Source organism: Variovorax sp. J2L1-78 (assembly GCF_030317205.1).
Taxonomy (GTDB): Bacteria; Pseudomonadota; Gammaproteobacteria; order Burkholderiales; family Burkholderiaceae_C; genus Variovorax; species Variovorax arabinosiphilus.
The window spans coordinates 1,794,033-1,810,315 of record NZ_JASZYB010000001.1 but is presented as its reverse complement, the minus strand read 5'-3'; the positions used below and the strand labels follow the sequence as shown (position 1 = coordinate 1,810,315).

The window sequence follows — 16,283 nt, the reverse complement described above, 5'->3', positions numbered from 1 at the left end:
GCGCCCGACGGGCGGGAGACAGAGATATGGCAGCAGTGGAAGTGAAGGTGCCGGACATCGGCGATTTCGACGAAGTCGCGGTGATCGAGGTGCTGGTGAAGGTGGGCGACACGGTGAAGGCCGAGCAGTCGCTGATCACCGTGGAGTCGGACAAGGCGTCGATGGAGATCCCGTCGTCGACCGCCGGCGTGGTGAAGGAACTCAAGGTCGCGGTGGGCGACAAGGTGAAAGAGGGTTCGGTCGTGATTGTGGTGGAGGCCGAAGGCGCCACTGCAGCGCCACCGGCCGCCGCGCCTGCCGCTGCCGCGCCTGCGCCCCAGGCCGCGCCCGCCCCGGCGCCCGTGGCGGCCGCACCGGCCGCCGCGCCGGCCGGCCCGGTCGAGGTGAAGGTGCCGGACATCGGCGATTTCAAGGACGTGTCCGTCATCGAGGTGCTGGTGAAGCCGGGCGACGCGATCAAGGCCGAGCAGTCGCTGATCACCGTGGAATCGGACAAGGCGTCGATGGAGATCCCGTCGTCGGCCGCCGGTACGCTCAAGGAAATGAAGGTCAAGGTCGGCGATGTCGTGAACATCGGTGACCTGATCGCGGTGCTCGAAGGCGCGGCGGGTGCGGCACCGGCCCCCGCAACTGCTCCGGAGCCCGCTTCGGTGCCTGCCGCTGCAGCGCCCACGGTGGCCACGGCCAGCGCACCGGCACCGGCCCCCGCCGCTGCACCGGCCGCGCACGACACCACGACCCCGCCGAGCGGCAGCCTGCCGCACGCGTCGCCGTCGGTGCGCAAGTTCGCGCGCGAACTCGGCGTGCCACTGGAAGAGGTCAAGGGTTCCGGCCTCAAGGGCCGCATCACGCAGGAAGACGTCCAGGCCTTCACCAAGGCCGTGATGAGCGGCGCCGCCAGCACCAAGGCCGCGGGTGCCAAGGCGCCGGCCGGTGGCGGCGGCGATGGCGCGGCGCTGGGCCTGATCCCCTGGCCGAAGGTCGACTTCGCAAAGTTCGGCACGGTCGAGCGCAAGGAGCTGTCGCGCATCAAGAAGCTCAGTGGCGCGAACCTGCACCGCAACTGGGTGATGATCCCGCACGTCACCAACAACGACGAGGCCGACATCACGGCGCTGGAAGCCTTCCGCGTGGCGACCAACAAGGAGAACGAGAAGTCGGGCGTCAAGGTGACGATGCTGGCCTTCGTCATCAAGGCGGTGGTCGCGGCGCTGAAGAAATTCCCCGAGTTCAACGCCAGCCTCGACGGCGACACGCTGGTCTACAAGCAGTACTACAACATCGGCTTCGCGGCGGACACGCCCAACGGGCTGGTGGTGCCGGTGCTCAAGGACGCCGACAAGAAAGGCATCCTGCAGATCAGCCAGGAGATGGGCGAACTCGCCAAGAAGGCGCGCGACGGCAAGCTCGGCGGGGCCGACATGCAGGGCGGCTGCTTCTCGATCAGCTCGCTCGGCGGCATCGGCGGCACGCACTTCACGCCCATCATCAACGCGCCCGAAGTCGCGATCCTCGGCCTGTCGAAGAGTGCGATGAAGCCGGTGTGGGACGGCAAGCAGTTCGTGCCGCAACTCACGCTGCCGCTGTCGCTGTCGTACGACCACCGCGTGATCGACGGTGCGTCGGCGGCGCGCTTCAACGCGTACCTGGGCCAGGTGCTGGCCGACTTCCGCCGCGTGCTGCTCTGAAAAGGAACCCGAGATGAGTGAACAACAGATCAAGGTTCCGGACATCGGCGATTTCGACGAAGTCGCGGTGATCGAGGTGCTGGTGAAGGTGGGTGACACGGTGAAGGCCGAGCAGTCGCTGATCACCGTGGAGTCGGACAAGGCGTCGATGGAGATCCCGTCGTCGGCTGCCGGCACGGTGAAGGCCGTGGCCGTGAAGGTCGGCGACAAGGTCAAGCAAGGCTCGGTGGTGCTGACGCTGGATGTGACTGAAGGGGCTGCTGCATCTGCGCCCGCGTCCGCGCCGGCGCCCGCTGCGGCACCGGCGGCCAAGGCGGCCCCGGCTGCGGCCGCACCGGCACCGGCACCCGTCGCATCGAGCTACAGCGGTTCCGTCGACGTCGAGTGCGACCTGCTCGTGCTCGGTGCCGGTCCCGGCGGCTATTCCGCCGCCTTCCGCGCGGCCGACCTCGGCCTGAAGGTCGTGCTGGTCGAACGCTATGCCACGCTGGGCGGCGTCTGCCTCAACGTGGGCTGCATCCCGTCGAAGGCGCTGCTGCACGTCGCGGCCGTGATGGACGAGGTCAAGCACTTCGCCGACATGGGCGTGACCTTCGGCGAGCCGAGCATCGACCGCAGCAAGCTGCTGGCGCGCAAGAACAAGGTGGTGAGCAAGCTCACCGGTGGCCTGTCCGCGATGGCCAAGATGCGCAAGGTGACGACGGTGCGCGGCGTCGGCGAATTCGTCGACCCGTACCACGTCAAGGTGCAGGAAACCTCGGGCGACGGCCGCGACACCACGGGCAAGGCGCAAACCATCAAGTTCCGCCACTGCGTGATCGCCGCCGGTTCGCAGGCGGTGCACCTGCCCTTCATGCCCAAGGACGATCCGCGCGTGGTCGACTCGACCGGCGCACTGGAACTGGGCGTCGAACCCAAGCGCATGCTCATCCTGGGCGGCGGCATCATCGGCCTGGAAATGGGCTCGGTGTATTCCTCGCTCGGCGCGCGCCTCGACGTGGTCGAGATGCTCGACGGCCTGATGCAGGGGGCCGACCGCGACCTGGTCAAGGTCTGGCAGAAGATGAACGCGCCGCGCTTCGACAACATCATGCTCAAGACCAAGACGGTCGGCGCCGAAGCGACGAAGGAAGGCATCCGCGTCACCTTCGAAGGCGAAGCCGCCCCGAAGGAGCCCCAGCTGTACGACCTGGTGCTGCAGGCCGTCGGCCGCACGCCGAACGGCAAGAAGATCGCGGCCGAGAAGGCCGGCGTGACGGTGACCGACCGCGGCTTCATCCCGGTCGACATCCAGATGCGCACCAACGTGCCGCACATCTTCGCGGTGGGCGACATCGTCGGCCAGCCGATGCTGGAGCACAAGGCGGTGCACGAGGCGCATGTGGCCGCCGAAGTCATCGCCGGCGAGCAGAAGGGCGACAAGGAACTGCTGAGCTCGGCCTTCAATGCCCGCGTGATCCCGAGCGTGGCCTACACCGACCCGGAAGTGGCGTGGGTCGGCTTGACCGAAGACCAGGCCAAGGCCACGGGCGTGAAGATCACCAAGGGCATGTTCCCATGGAACGCCTCGGGCCGCGCCATCGCCAACGGGCGGGACGAAGGCTTCACCAAGCTGCTGTTCGACGCCGAGAGCCATCGCATCGTGGGCGGCGGCATCGTCGGCACGCACGCGGGCGACATGATCGGCGAGATCGCGCTGGCCATCGAGATGGGTGCGGACGCCATCGACATCGGCAAGACGATCCACCCGCATCCGACGCTGGGCGAGAGCATCGGCCTGGCGGCCGAGGCGGCGCACGGCAGTTGCACCGACCTGCCGCCGGTCAAGCGTTGAGAATGTGCGAATGAACCTGCTGCGCGCCCCGATCTCGCCTCTGCGGTCCTTACCGCACGCGAGTGCGGCTCCGGTCCTCGCCGCAAGCTCGAGGCGCTCGCGACGGTTCCTTCACACGTTCTGAGTCCGGCACGCCGACCCCAAGAAAAAACCCGCCGTCGGCGGGTTTTTTCTTGGGTGCGACAGCTTCGATTATTTGACCGCGGCGCGCGACGCTTCGTCGTCGTCGGTGGACAGCACGCGGCGGGCGCCGTCGAAGCGACGCTTCCAGTAGCTGCCGTTCATGTCTTCCACGCGCACCTGAGCGCCGGTGCGCGGCGAGTGGATGAACTTGCCTTCGCCCACGTAGATGCCGACATGGCTGAATGCCCGGCGCATCGTGTTGAAGAACACCAGGTCGCCCGGCTTGAGGTCGCTGCGGTCGATTTTCTCGGTGGCCGCGGCCTGTTCTTCGGCGCGGCGCGGCAGGAGGTGGCCGACCGTCTGGTTGTACATGGCGCGGACAAAGCCGCTGCAGTCGAAGCCGCTTTCAGCCGTGTTGCCACCGCGACGGTAGGGAACGCCCAGGAAACCGATGGCGGTCACCACCAGATCGGACGTCCGTTCGACCACGCTTTGGCGAACTTGCTGCAACTGGCCGATCAAACCCTTGTCCACCAGCACCCGGTCTATCTCTTCCGAACGGTCCGCGACGGGGGCGGCATGCGCGGCACCGGCGACGAGAAGGGAGGCAAGGATCAGGGGAAAACGCATGGGTTCGTAGGATAGGGATGACAGCCACGAGTGTCAATTTGAAGCGAATTCTCGATTCTGCCTGCAAACACTTGTCGCAACTCATGTTTTCACTTTTTTCAATGATGTGACATGTAAAGTTGCAAAGGTGATGAAATATTTTGTGACAGCTGTGTAGCGCAAAGGTTTACTACTTGTGACCATATTTGCGCGTTCTGACCGCGCAATTGTCAAATCGGCCATTGGAAGTAGAAATGAATGTGAAATTAAAGCGGCTTCTCGGCCTGGGTTTGACGATGGGGTGCCTGGCCAGCGGGGGCGCTGCGATGGCGCAGGCTTCCGTCGAACGCGTGGCGACGGGGTTGGAGAACCCCTGGGCCGTCGCGTTCGTGCCGGATCAGCGCTTTCTGGTGACCGAGCGGGCCGGGCGGCTCCGTGTCGTCGGCCCCGATGGGCGCATCGGTGGGCCTGTGTCCGGTCTGCCGCCGATCGCGGCGGGCGGGCAGGGCGGTTTGCTGGATGTGGTGACCGACAGCGCCTTCGCCAGCAACCGCACCGTCTATGTCTGCTTCTCGGAGCCCGAGGCCGGGGGCTCGGGCAACAGCACCGCGGTGCTGCGGGCCACCTTGTCAGGCGACGCCACACGCCTCGAGAACGTTCGGGTGATCTTCAGCCAGCGGCCCAAGGTGGCCAGCCGGGCGCATTTCGGCTGCCGCATCGTCGAGGCGCGTGACGGCACGCTGTTCATCACGCTGGGGGACCGCTTCAGCCGCAAGGAAGACGCGCAGAAGCTCGACAACCACCTGGGCAAGGTCGTGCGCATCCAGAAGGACGGTGCCGTGCCGGCCGACAACCCCTTCGTGGGCCGGGCCGGCGCGCTGCCGGAAATCTGGAGCTACGGCCACCGCAACGGCCAGGGCGCGACGCTCGGCCTCGACGGCCGTGTCTGGATGCACGAGCACGGCGCCCAGGGGGGCGACGAGATCAACGTGCCTCAGCCGGGCAGGAACTACGGCTGGCCGGTCATCACCTATGGCGAGAACTACGGCGGCGGGAAGATCGGCGACGGCCTCACGGCCAAGGACGGCATGGAGCAGCCGCTGCACTACTGGGCGCCGTCGATCGCGCCGTCGGGCATGGCGTTCCTGACCAGCGACCGTTATGGCCCGGCCTGGAAGGGCAACCTCTTCGTCGGCTCGTTGAAGTTCGGGTATCTGGACCGCATCGTGCTCAAGGACGGCAAGGTCGTCGCCGAGCACAAGCTGCTCGAAGACGGCCGCGCCCGCATTCGCGACGTGCGCCAGGGACCGGACGGCCTGCTCTATGTGCTGACGGACGAGTCGGACGGCAAGCTGCTGCGGTTGCGGCCGCAGTGACTTTGCTCAGGTGGGGCAGCGGGGCAGCGGCAGGGTCGGCAGCATGGCCTTCCAGAGCCGCAGCCAGGGTGCCCAGTCGTGGCCGCCGTCGGCGGTGAAGACCCGCGATGGGGGCAGCTTTGCCGCCAGCAAGCCGTTGCTGGTCGCGAAGCGGTCGGCCTTGCCGTAGCCCAAATACAGCGGCGGATGTCCGGGCGCTGCATCGGCGTAGCCGTCCAGCCAGGGCCAGATCGCCGCTTCGCCGAGATACGGCGCCAGCGCCACGAGGCCGGCGACATCCGAGGGATGCTCCTTCGCGTAGATCAGCCCGCCCAAGCCGCCGAGCGAGATGCCTGCGATCCAGATCGCGCGATAGCCGCGCGCCTGGGCCGGCCCGATCACATCCTGGTTCAGGCGCGCGACGAAGGTCTTGCGCTCGTAGTAGTTCAGGTGCGCATCGACGCGCACTAGGTCGACAGCCAGGCGTGCGTCGTGCACGGCCTGAACGAAGCCCTCGCGCACGAACTCGTCGGGGTGCGAGTAGACGCCCGGCAGCAGCACCAGCAGCGTGTCGGCGTGCAGGGTGCAGCGGCTGGCGTCGGTCTGCGTGTACATCGGGGCATCGGCAGAGCGCCAGGAGGCGCAGCCTGCGGCCCCGAAGGCCAGCAGGCCGAGCATGACGGCCCGCAGCAAGGGCGGCCACGCGATACGGTCTAATTCCGCATCGCGCCGGGCGGCTGTGTGCCCCGACGTTTTCTCGAAGGAATTCCTCATGCTGCTCGACGTCTCCGTGTCCCAATTGGTCCTGATCGACTACCAGCCTCGCCTCATGCCTGCCATCTTCGAAGGCGAGGCTGTGCTGGCCAACGCCGTGCGTCTCGGCCAGATCGCGAAGATGCTCGACGTCCCGGCATGGGGCACCGAACAGAACCCGTCCAAGCTGGGCGAGAACGTGCCGGAGATTCGTGCACTGTGCCAGCGTTCGCTTGCCAAGATGCATTTCAGCGGCGTGGAGGAGGGGCTTGGCGAATGGTTGCGGCCACCGGCCAAGGCGCCGCAAGGCAATGCGCGCAGCCTGCCCAAGCACCTGCAGAAGCCGAGCACCGGCGGGCAGGACGAGCGCAACACGATCGTGGTGGCTGGCTGTGAAGCGCATGTCTGCCTGTTGCAGACCGCGCTCGACCTGCTGGAAGACGAGTTCGAGGTCTGGGTCGTGACCGACGCCTGCAGCTCGCGCACCGAGCGCAACCGCGACGCCGCCTTCGACCGCCTGGCCGGTGCCGGCGCTGAATTGGTGACCACCGAGATGGTCGGCTTCGAATGGCTGCGCACGGCGGAGCATCCGGCCTTTCGTGAGTACCAGTCGCTGATTCGTTGACGCAGATCAAGGCCGCGCCGCATCGCGGGGCGATCGCCCGCGTCGGGGTGGCATCGGTGTCAGCGTCCTGCAAGCGCGGGCACCAATCATGAATTCAGATCCCGCATCCGAGCGGGACGATGCCGGAGACAAGTTTCATGACCCACCCATCCGCCGCCCCTGGCGCTTCCTACGGCGACTTCTATCGCCGTTCCATTGACGACAGCGAAGCCTTCTGGGCCGAGCAGGCCGGGTTCATCGACTGGGCAACGCCGCCGCAGCAGATCCTGGACGCGAGCCATCCCCCCTTCGCGCGCTGGTTCGTCGGCGGCACCACCAACCTCTGCCACAACGCCGTCGACCGGCATCTCGCATCGCGCGGCGACCAGCCGGCGCTGATCTGCGTGTCGACCGAGACCGGCAGCGAGCGCAGCTACAGCTTCCGTGAACTGCACGCCGAGGTGCAGCGCACCGCGGCGTGCCTGCTGGCGCTGGGCGTGAAGCGCAGCGACCGCGTGCTGATCTACATGCCGATGATCGCGGAGGCCGCCTTCGCGATGCTGGCCTGCGCCCGCATCGGTGCGGTGCATTGCGTGGTGTTTGGCGGCTTCGCGAGCGGCTCGCTCGCCTCGCGCATCGAGGACGCCGAGCCGACGGTGGTGTTCAGCGCCGACGCCGGCTCGCGCGCGGGCAAGGTGATCGCGTACAAGCCCTTGCTCGACGAGGCGATCCGGCTGTCCAGGCACAAGCCGGCCGCGGTGCTGCTGGCCGATCGCGGACTGGCGCCGATGGACCTCGTCGCGGGCCGGGACCATCTCCTGCGCGACCTCGCCGCGCAGCACGCCGAGGCGGTGGTGCCCTGCACCTGGCTCGAATCCACCGAGATCAGCTACACCATCTACACCAGCGGCACCACCGGCAAGCCCAAGGGCGTGCAGCGTGACACGGGCGGCTACGCGGTCGCACTCGCCGCGAGCATGAAGCACATCTTCGACGGCCGCGCCGGCGAGACCTATTTCTCGACCAGCGACATCGGCTGGGTGGTGGGCCACAGCTACATCGTCTACGGGCCGCTGATCGCCGGCATGGCGACGATCATGTACGAAGGCCTGCCGACGCAGGGCCTGGACGGCCAGCCCGACGGCGGCATCTGGTGGCAACTGGTCGAGAAGTACCAGGTGACCGTCATGTTCAGCGCGCCCACGGCGGTGCGCGTGCTCAAGAAGCAGGATCCGGCGCTGCTCAAGAAATACGACCTGTCGAGTCTGCGGGCGCTGTTCCTGGCCGGCGAGCCGCTGGACGAGCCGACGGCCCGCTGGATCAGCGACGGGCTGGGCGTGCCCATCATCGACAACTACTGGCAGACCGAGTCGGGCTGGCCGATCATCACCATCGCCAACGGCGTGGAGAAGAAGCCCAGCAAGTTCGGCAGCCCGGGTGTGCCGATGTACGGCTGGCGCGTGAAGATCGTCCACGAGTCCACCGGCGAGGAACTGACCACGCCCGGCGAGAAGGGCGTGGTGGTGGTCGAAGGCCCGACGCCGCCGGGCTTCATGCAGACGATCTGGCGCGACGACGCGCGCTTCGTCAATACCTACTGGAAGAGCATCCCCGACCGCACGGTCTACTCGACCTTCGACTGGGGCATCCGCGACGCCGACGGCTATTTCTACATCCTTGGCCGGACCGACGATGTCATCAACGTGGCGGGCCACCGGCTCGGCACGCGCGAAATCGAGGAGAGCATTTCGGGCCACGATAACGTGGCCGAAGTCGCCGTGGTTGGCGTGGCCGATCAACTCAAAGGGCAGGTAGCAATGGCGTTCGTGGTGCCCAGAGCCGGCAACGCAGTTACCGACGGCGACGCCGCGTTGAAACTGGAAGGTGAAATCATGAAGCGGGTGGCCGACCAGTTGGGCGCGTTGGCGCGTCCTGCGCGCGTGCGCTTCGTGACGGCACTGCCCAAGACCCGGAGCGGAAAATTGCTGCGGCGTGCCATCCAGGCGGTGTGCGAGCAGCGCGACCCGGGCGATCTGACGACCATCGATGATCCCGCTTGCTTGCAGCAGATCCAGCGTCTGGTCGGCGCCTGAGCCGGCGGACTTGCCTCAGCGCTCCGTCTGCGACATGAACTGCCGCACCCGCCGCATGAAAGTGGCGCGCTGGTCCTGCATCGAGGGTGGGAAGCGCGAAGCCAGCGCGGTGGCGTATTCGGTCGCCGTGCTGGTTCTGCGGGCCACCTGTGTGATGTCGTCGAGCATGAAATAGCTCGCCGGGCCCATCGTGAGGCGCAGCGCGGCTTCGACGCCGTCCGCGGAATCCTGCTGCGCGTGCCGCGCGAGCAGTTGCTCGATCCGGGGTAGCAAGACGGCGAGCCCGAAGGCGAGGCCGGAAGCGAGCACCAGGGCGTAGAGCGCCATGAACGCACCGTAGCTCATGGTCGGAGCGATGATCCGGGCTACGCCCACGAATGCGGCGTAGACCCAGGTCACCGTACTGATCGAGCCAAGCGTGACACAGACGAGCGCCGCGCGGCGGAAATCCTGCACTGGGCGGGTGAGCATCGGGAACGCGAAGTGGTGCAGCAGCAGCCCGTTGATCGTCAACAGTGAGACGACGCTTAGTTTGGCAAGGAGTTTGGGCCGGCCAGCGAGGGCGGCGAGGTTGCTGCCGACATCCAGCAAGATGAGCGCGCCGCCGGTCAACCAGAGCAATCCCAGGAGGATCACGAGTTGGCGGCCTGTGGATTGGATCCGGGCGGCGTCGACGTAGTCGGCCGAGAGCAGCGCCAGGTCTTCCCGCGCCACGGTCACGACGGCGAAAGCGAAGGCCAAGGTATGGCAGAACACCAGCGCCTGGCTGACCCCGATGACGAGCATGTTCATGTGTAGTCCTCCCTGACCGGTGACGTCCCGGCATGCGCACGGGGTTCAAATATTAGTACTTATTGATTCATCGTCGGTGTATCGCAGACCATCTGGCGCAACTTCAGTCGCCAAACAGGCATTAGTGCAAATCTCCATGCCGCTCCAGCAGCCTCTGATGCACGTGGCACAATGCACGCGTACTCAGGCCCTTCCCTAGCCACAGTCGCATCCGCCAACCGGTCCAGCCGTGTCGCGGAAGGTTTCTTAAACCAGCTAATGCTTCCTTCAGGGAAGCGAAAGTCAGCGGAACATGAGCGATTCCTCGCCCGTCTATCAAGCCTACCAAGGCAACACCTACCTCTTCGGCGGCAACGCGCCCTATGTCGAAGAGATGTACGAGAACTACCTCGAAAACCCCGGCAGCGTGCCCGACAACTGGCGCTCGTACTTCGATGCGCTGCAGCATGTGCCGGCCGCCGACGGCAGCAATGCCCGCGACGTGGCGCACCTGCCGGTCATCAATGCCTTCGCCGAGCGCGCGAAGCAGGGCACGACCAAGGTGGTGCAGGCCAGCGGGGCCGACTCCGAACTCGGCCGCCAGCGCACGGCCGTCCAGCAACTGATCGCCGCCTACCGCAACGTCGGCGCGCGCTGGGCCGACCTCGATCCGCTCAAGCGCACCGAGCGCCCGGCGATCCCCGAACTCGAACCTTCGTTCTATGGTCTGCGCGACGCGGACCTCGAAACGGTGTTCAACACGAGCAACACCTTCTTCGGCAAGGACACGATGTCCCTGCGCGACCTGCTCAACGCCTTGCGCGAAACGTACTGCGGCACCATCGGTGTCGAGTACATGTACACGACCGACCAGAACCACAAGCGCTGGTGGCAGCAGAAGCTCGAGACGACCCGCACCAACCCGCAGCTCAATGCCGACCAGAAGAAGCATGTGCTCGAACGCCTGACGGCTGCCGAAGGCCTGGAACGCTTCCTGCACACCAAGTACGTCGGCCAGAAGCGCTTTTCGCTCGAAGGTGGCGAGAGCTTCATCGTCTCGATGGACGAGTTGATCAACGAGGCTGGCGCCAAGGGCGTGCAGGAGATCGTGATTGGCATGGCCCACCGCGGCCGCCTCAACGTGCTGGTCAATTCGCTCGGCAAGATGCCGGCCGACCTGTTCGCCGAGTTCGACCATACCGCTCCCGAAGACCTGCCCAGCGGCGACGTGAAGTACCACCAGGGCTTCAGCTCCGACGTGAGCACGCGCGGTGGCCCGGTGCACCTGAGCCTCGCGTTCAACCCGTCCCACCTCGAGATCGTGAACCCGGTGGTCGAGGGGTCGGTGCGTGCCCGCATGGACCGTCGCGGCGACCCGCTCGGCAAGCAGGTGCTGCCGATCATCGTGCACGGCGACGCCGCCTTCGCCGGGCAGGGCGTCGTGATGGAAACGCTGGCGCTGGCCGAGACGCGTGGCTATTCCACCGGCGGCACGGTGCACATCGTCATCAACAACCAGATCGGCTTCACCACCAGCGATCCGCGCGACAGCCGCTCGACGCTGTACTGCTCGGACATCGTCAAGATGATCGAAGCACCCGTGCTGCACGTGAACGGCGACGACCCTGAAGCCGTGGTGCTGGCCACCCAGCTCGCGCTGGACTTCCGCATGGAGTTCCAGAAGGACGTGGTCGTCGACATCATCTGTTTCCGCAAGCTGGGCCACAACGAGCAGGACACGCCGTCGCTCACCCAGCCGCTGATGTACAAGAAGATCGCCCAGCACCCGGGCACGCGCAAGCTGTACGCCGACAAGCTGGCCGCGCAGGGCCTGGGCGCGACGCTGGGCGACGACATGGTCAAGGCGCAACGCGCCGCCTTCGACGCCGGCAAGAACACGTCCGACCCGGTGCTCACCAACTTCAAGAGCAAGTACGCCGTCGACTGGAGCCCCTTCCTCAACAAGAAGTGGACCGATGCCGGCGACACGGCCATCCCCACGGCCGAGTGGAAGCGTCTGGCCGAGAAGATCACCATGGTGCCGGCCGGCTTCACCGTGCATCCGCTGGTCAAGAAGGTGCTGGACGACCGCGCCGCCATGGGCCGCGGCGACGTCAATGTCGACTGGGGCATGGGCGAACACATGGCCTTCGCCTCGCTGGTGGCCAGCGGCTATCCGGTGCGCCTCTCGGGTGAAGACTCGGGCCGCGGCACCTTCACGCACCGCCATGCGGTGCTGCACGACCAGAACCGCGAGAAGTTCGATGAAGGCACCTATGTGCCGCTGCAGAACGTGGCCGAGAACCAGGCCCCGTTCGTCGTGATCGACTCGATCCTGTCCGAAGAGGCCGTGCTGGCCTTCGAATACGGCTACGCTTCGAACGACCCGAACACGCTCGTGATCTGGGAAGCGCAGTTCGGCGACTTCGTCAACGGTGCGCAGGTCGTGATCGACCAGTTCATCGCGTCGGGCGAAGTCAAGTGGGGCCGCGTCAACGGCCTGACGATGATGCTGCCGCATGGCTACGAAGGCCAGGGCCCCGAGCACAGCTCGGCGCGCCTGGAGCGCTTCATGCAGCTGAGCGCCGACACCAACATGCAGGTGGTGCAGCCGACCACGGCCAGCCAGATCTTCCACATCCTGCGTCGGCAGATGGTGCGCAACCTGCGCAAGCCGCTGGTCATCCTCACGCCCAAGTCGCTGCTGCGCAACAAGGACGCGACCTCGCCGCTGTCCGAGTTCACCAAGGGTTCGTTCCAGACCGTCATCCCCGACGCGAAGGACCTCAAGGCCGACAAGGTCAAGCGCGTGATCGCCTGCTCGGGCAAGGTCTACTATGACCTGGCCAAGAAGCGCGAAGAGAGGGGCAGCGACGACGTGGCCATCATCCGCGTCGAGCAGCTCTATCCGTTCCCGCACAAGGCCTTCTCCACCGAGCTGAAGAAGTACCCGAACCTGGTCGACGTGGTGTGGTGCCAGGACGAACCGCAGAACCAGGGCGCCTGGTTCTTCGTGCAGCACTACATCCACGAGAACATGGCCGAAGGCCAGAAGCTGGGCTACTCCGGTCGCGCCGCCTCGGCATCGCCGGCGGTCGGCTATTCGCATCTGCACCAGGAGCAGCAGAAGGCGCTGGTCGACGGCGCGTTCGGCAAGCTCAAGGGTTTCGTCCTCACGAAGTGAGCCGGCTCCTACCATCCATCCCACCTATAAGTAAAAGTCGGAGCACTCTCCAAAATGTCTATCGTTGAAGTCAAAGTCCCTGAGTTGTCGGAATCGGTGGCCGAAGCCACCATGCTCACCTGGAAGAAGAAAGCCGGCGAAGCCGTCGCCGTCGATGAGATCCTGATCGAGATCGAGACCGACAAGGTCGTGCTCGAAGTGCCGGCGCCGTCGGCCGGCGTGCTGGCCGAGATCGTGCAAGGTGACGGTGCTACCGTGACGGCCGGGCAGGTCATCGCCAAGATCGACACCGAAGGCAAGGCCGGCGCCGCAGCGCCTGCGGCCGCACCGGCTGCAGCACCCGCTGCCGCCGCACCTGCACCCGCTCAGGCCGCAGCGGCCGCCACCGGCGGTTCCAAGTCCGACGTGGCAATGCCCGCTGCCGCCAAGCTGCTGGCGGACAACAACCTGTCGACCGGCGACGTGGCCGGCTCCGGCAAGGACGGCCGCGTGACCAAGGGCGACGTGCTTGGCGCCGTGGCGTCGGGCACCACCGCCAAGGCCCCGGCCGCCGCGCCGGCGCCGGCCGCCAAGCCCGCGCTGCAGCAGGTCGCTGCACCGTCGAGCCCGAAGGACCTGGGCGAGCGCCCCGAGCAGCGCGTGCCGATGAGCCGCCTGCGCGCCCGCATCGCCGAGCGCCTGCTGCAATCGCAGTCGACCAACGCCATCCTGACCACCTTCAACGAAGTCAACATGGCCCCGGTCATGGAGATGCGCAAGAAGTTCCAGGACCAGTTCACCAAGGAACACGGCGTGAAGATCGGCTTCATGAGCTTCTTCGTGAAGGCCGCGGTGCATGCGCTGAAAAAGTTCCCGGTCATCAACGCCTCGGTCGACGGCAACGACATCGTCTACCACGGCTACTTCGACATCGGCATCGCCGTCGGTTCGCCGCGCGGCCTGGTGGTGCCCATCCTGCGCAATGCCGACCAGATGAGCTTCGCCGAGATCGAAAAGAAGATCGCCGAATTCGGCAAGAAGGCGCAAGACGGGAAGCTGGGCATCGAAGACATGACCGGCGGCACCTTCTCCATCTCCAACGGCGGCACCTTCGGCTCGATGCTGTCGACGCCCATCATCAACCCGCCGCAGTCGGCCATCCTGGGCGTGCACGCGACCAAGGACCGCGCCGTGGTCGAGAACGGCCAGATCGTCATCCGCCCGATGAACTACCTGGCGATGTCGTACGACCACCGCATCATCGACGGCCGCGAAGCCGTGCTGGGCCTGGTCGCCATGAAGGAAGCGCTGGAAGACCCGTCGCGCCTGCTGTTCGACATCTGAGAACGCGATGCGCCGCTCGGCCGTCTGGTTGTCTTGCGTGATGGGTCTGGCGCCTCTGGGCGCCGGGGCCGCTGCACCGACCAGCGACCCGTGGAGCGGCGTCTACCGTCTCGAATGGGTGAAGGGCGGCGCCACGGCCGAGCGGTCCGGTGCAGCTTCGCAGACGCTGGTCGTCGCCAAGGCAGCCGATGCGGATCCTGCAAAACTGGTAGAGCGCGACTGGGCGGAACTGTCGCGCTGGACCCTGCGCGAAGCCACTGGCTCCGAGCAAGGCCGGTTGCTGCGGCGTTTCGTCGAGCGTGACTATGAGGGCCTCGGCTGGAGCGCGCTTCATGCGGCGGGCAGCATCGAGTGCCTCGACGGCGGACATCTTTTCTTCTGCCTCACGCAGCCCGGTACCACGGTCGCGTTGGGGCCCGAAGGGCCAAAGCGCGAGACGCTGATCGCACAGACAGGTGTATTTGGAATCGTCCTCCACGCGGGGGCGTTCGAACTCAAGAAACTGGATTGAAATCATGAGCAAGCAATTCGACGTCATCGTCATCGGTGGTGGCCCCGGTGGCTACATCGCCGCCATCCGCGCCGCACAACTCGGCTTCAACACCGCCTGCGTGGACGAGTGGAAGAACGACAAGGGCGGCCCTGCGCTCGGGGGCACCTGCACCAACATCGGATGCATTCCGTCGAAGGCGTTGCTGCAGTCGTCCGAGCACTACGAGCACGCGGGCAAGCACTTCGCCGAGCACGGCATCAACGTGAAGGGCCTGGAGCTCGACGTCGGCAAGATGCTGGCCCGCAAGGACCAGGTCGTGAAGCAGAACAACGACGGTGTCGCGTACCTGTTCAAGAAGAACAAGATCACGTTCTTCCACGGTCGCGCCTCGTTCGTGAAGGCGGCAGAGGGCGGCTACGAACTCAAGGTGGCGGGCGCTGCCGAGGAGTCGATCGTCGGCAAGCACATCATCGTGGCCACGGGCTCCAACGCCCGCGCACTGCCGGGTGCGCCCTTCGACGAGGAGAACATCCTCTCGAACGACGGCGCGTTGCGCGTCGGCGCGGTGCCCAAGAAGCTGGCGCTGATCGGCTCCGGTGTGATCGGCCTGGAAATGGGCTCGGTCTGGCGCCGCCTCGGTGCCGAAGTCACCGTGCTCGAAGGCCTGCCCACGTTCCTGGGGGCGGTCGACGAACAGATCGCCAAGGAAGCCAAGAAGGCCTTCGACAAGCAGGGCCTGAAGATCGAGCTGGGCGTGAAGGTCGGCGAGGTCAAGACCGGCAAGAAGGGTGTCAATGTCGCCTACACCAACGCCAAGGGCGAGGCCGTGTCGCTCGACGTCGACAAGCTGATCGTGTCGATCGGCCGTGTGCCCAACACCATCGGCCTGAACGCCGAAGCCGTGGGCCTGGCGCTTGACGAGCGTGGTGCCATCACGGTGGACGACAACTGCAAGACCAACCTGCCCAACGTCTGGGCGATCGGCGACGTGGTGCGCGGCCCGATGCTGGCGCACAAGGCCGAAGAAGAAGGCGTTGCCGTGGCCGAGCGCATCGCCGGCCAGCATGGCCACGTCAACTTCAACACGATCCCGTGGGTGATCTACACCTCGCCGGAGATCGCATGGGTCGGCCAGACCGAGCAGCAGCTCAAGGCCAGCGGCCGCGCCTACAAGGCCGGTACCTTCCCGTTCCTGGCGAACGGCCGCGCACGCGCGCTGGGCGACACGACCGGCATGGTCAAGTTCCTGGCCGATGCGACGACCGACGAGATCCTGGGCGTGCACATGGTGGGCCCGCAGGTCAGCGAGCTGATCTCCGAAGCCGTCGTGGCGATGGAGTTCAAGGCCAGCGCCGAAGACATCGCCCGCATCTGCCATGCGCACCCGTCGCTGTCCGAAGCGACGAAGGAAGCCGCGCTCGCCATCGACAAGCGCACGCTCAACTTCTGATCC

Annotated in this window: 12 protein-coding genes; 9 read left to right on the top strand and 3 right to left on the bottom strand. The window is 66.2% G+C overall.

All coding sequences use genetic code 11. The features are described from left to right. Positions 1-26 precede the first annotated feature (26 nt). Both aceF and lpdA (QTH86_RS08590) read left to right on the top strand, forming a co-directional pair. On the top strand, positions 27-1,688 hold the full coding sequence (aceF, locus tag QTH86_RS08595) for a dihydrolipoyllysine-residue acetyltransferase (RefSeq protein WP_286645094.1): 1,662 nt from the start codon (positions 27-29) through the stop codon (positions 1,686-1,688). Positions 1,689-1,701: 13 nt separating this feature from the next. Next, positions 1,702-3,522: a dihydrolipoyl dehydrogenase gene (gene lpdA / locus QTH86_RS08590; protein WP_286645095.1), complete on the top strand. Its 1,821-nt coding sequence runs from the start codon at positions 1,702-1,704 to the stop codon at positions 3,520-3,522. 192 nt (positions 3,523-3,714) lie between these two features. Here the strand turns inward: lpdA (QTH86_RS08590) and QTH86_RS08585 are convergent, their stop codons facing one another. Next, positions 3,715-4,275: a C40 family peptidase gene (locus QTH86_RS08585; RefSeq protein ID WP_286645096.1), complete on the bottom strand. Its 561-nt coding sequence runs from the start codon at positions 4,273-4,275 to the stop codon at positions 3,715-3,717. A gap of 275 nt (positions 4,276-4,550) precedes the next feature. Between QTH86_RS08585 and QTH86_RS08580 the strand changes: the two genes are divergently transcribed. Then, the gene (locus tag QTH86_RS08580) at positions 4,551-5,630 is read left to right on the top strand and encodes a PQQ-dependent sugar dehydrogenase (RefSeq protein WP_286646733.1); all 1,080 of its coding nucleotides are present in this window, start codon (positions 4,551-4,553) and stop codon (positions 5,628-5,630) included. Between the two features lie 6 nt (positions 5,631-5,636). On the opposite strand, the gene QTH86_RS08575 is transcribed toward QTH86_RS08580, so the two are convergent. Then, positions 5,637-6,302 (bottom strand): alpha/beta hydrolase, encoded by a 666-nt coding sequence (locus tag QTH86_RS08575; RefSeq protein ID WP_286645097.1) that lies wholly within the window; start codon positions 6,300-6,302, stop codon positions 5,637-5,639. A 79-nt stretch (positions 6,303-6,381) separates the two neighbouring features. Between QTH86_RS08575 and QTH86_RS08570 the strand changes: the two genes are divergently transcribed. Beyond that, a complete protein-coding gene (locus tag QTH86_RS08570) occupies positions 6,382-6,987 on the top strand; it encodes an isochorismatase family protein (protein ID WP_286645098.1) in 606 nt (201 codons plus the stop codon). Between the two features lie 137 nt (positions 6,988-7,124). Next, positions 7,125-9,059, top strand: a complete 1,935-nt coding sequence (locus tag QTH86_RS08565) for a propionate--CoA ligase (RefSeq protein WP_286645099.1) — start codon at positions 7,125-7,127, stop codon at positions 9,057-9,059. 15 nt (positions 9,060-9,074) lie between these two features. Here the strand turns inward: QTH86_RS08565 and QTH86_RS08560 are convergent, their stop codons facing one another. Beyond that, positions 9,075-9,851, bottom strand: coding sequence for a hypothetical protein (locus QTH86_RS08560; protein ID WP_286645100.1), 777 nt, complete (start codon positions 9,849-9,851; stop codon positions 9,075-9,077). Positions 9,852-10,143: 292 nt separating this feature from the next. Here QTH86_RS08560 and QTH86_RS08555 point away from each other — a divergent pair, with 292 nt between their 5' ends. The 4 genes from QTH86_RS08555 to lpdA (QTH86_RS08540) are packed head-to-tail and all read left to right on the top strand — an operon-like array spanning position 10,144 to position 16,280. Continuing rightward, positions 10,144-13,014, top strand: coding sequence for a 2-oxoglutarate dehydrogenase E1 component (locus QTH86_RS08555; protein WP_286645101.1), 2,871 nt, complete (start codon positions 10,144-10,146; stop codon positions 13,012-13,014). A 54-nt stretch (positions 13,015-13,068) separates the two neighbouring features. Further along, the gene (odhB, locus tag QTH86_RS08550; protein WP_286645102.1) at positions 13,069-14,337 is read left to right on the top strand and encodes a 2-oxoglutarate dehydrogenase complex dihydrolipoyllysine-residue succinyltransferase; all 1,269 of its coding nucleotides are present in this window, start codon (positions 13,069-13,071) and stop codon (positions 14,335-14,337) included. Positions 14,338-14,344: 7 nt separating this feature from the next. Then, positions 14,345-14,848, top strand: a complete 504-nt coding sequence (locus QTH86_RS08545; RefSeq protein WP_286645103.1) for a hypothetical protein — start codon at positions 14,345-14,347, stop codon at positions 14,846-14,848. A gap of 4 nt (positions 14,849-14,852) precedes the next feature. Further along, positions 14,853-16,280, top strand: coding sequence for a dihydrolipoyl dehydrogenase (lpdA, locus tag QTH86_RS08540; RefSeq protein ID WP_286645104.1), 1,428 nt, complete (start codon positions 14,853-14,855; stop codon positions 16,278-16,280). The last annotated feature ends 3 nt before the right edge of the window (positions 16,281-16,283 follow it).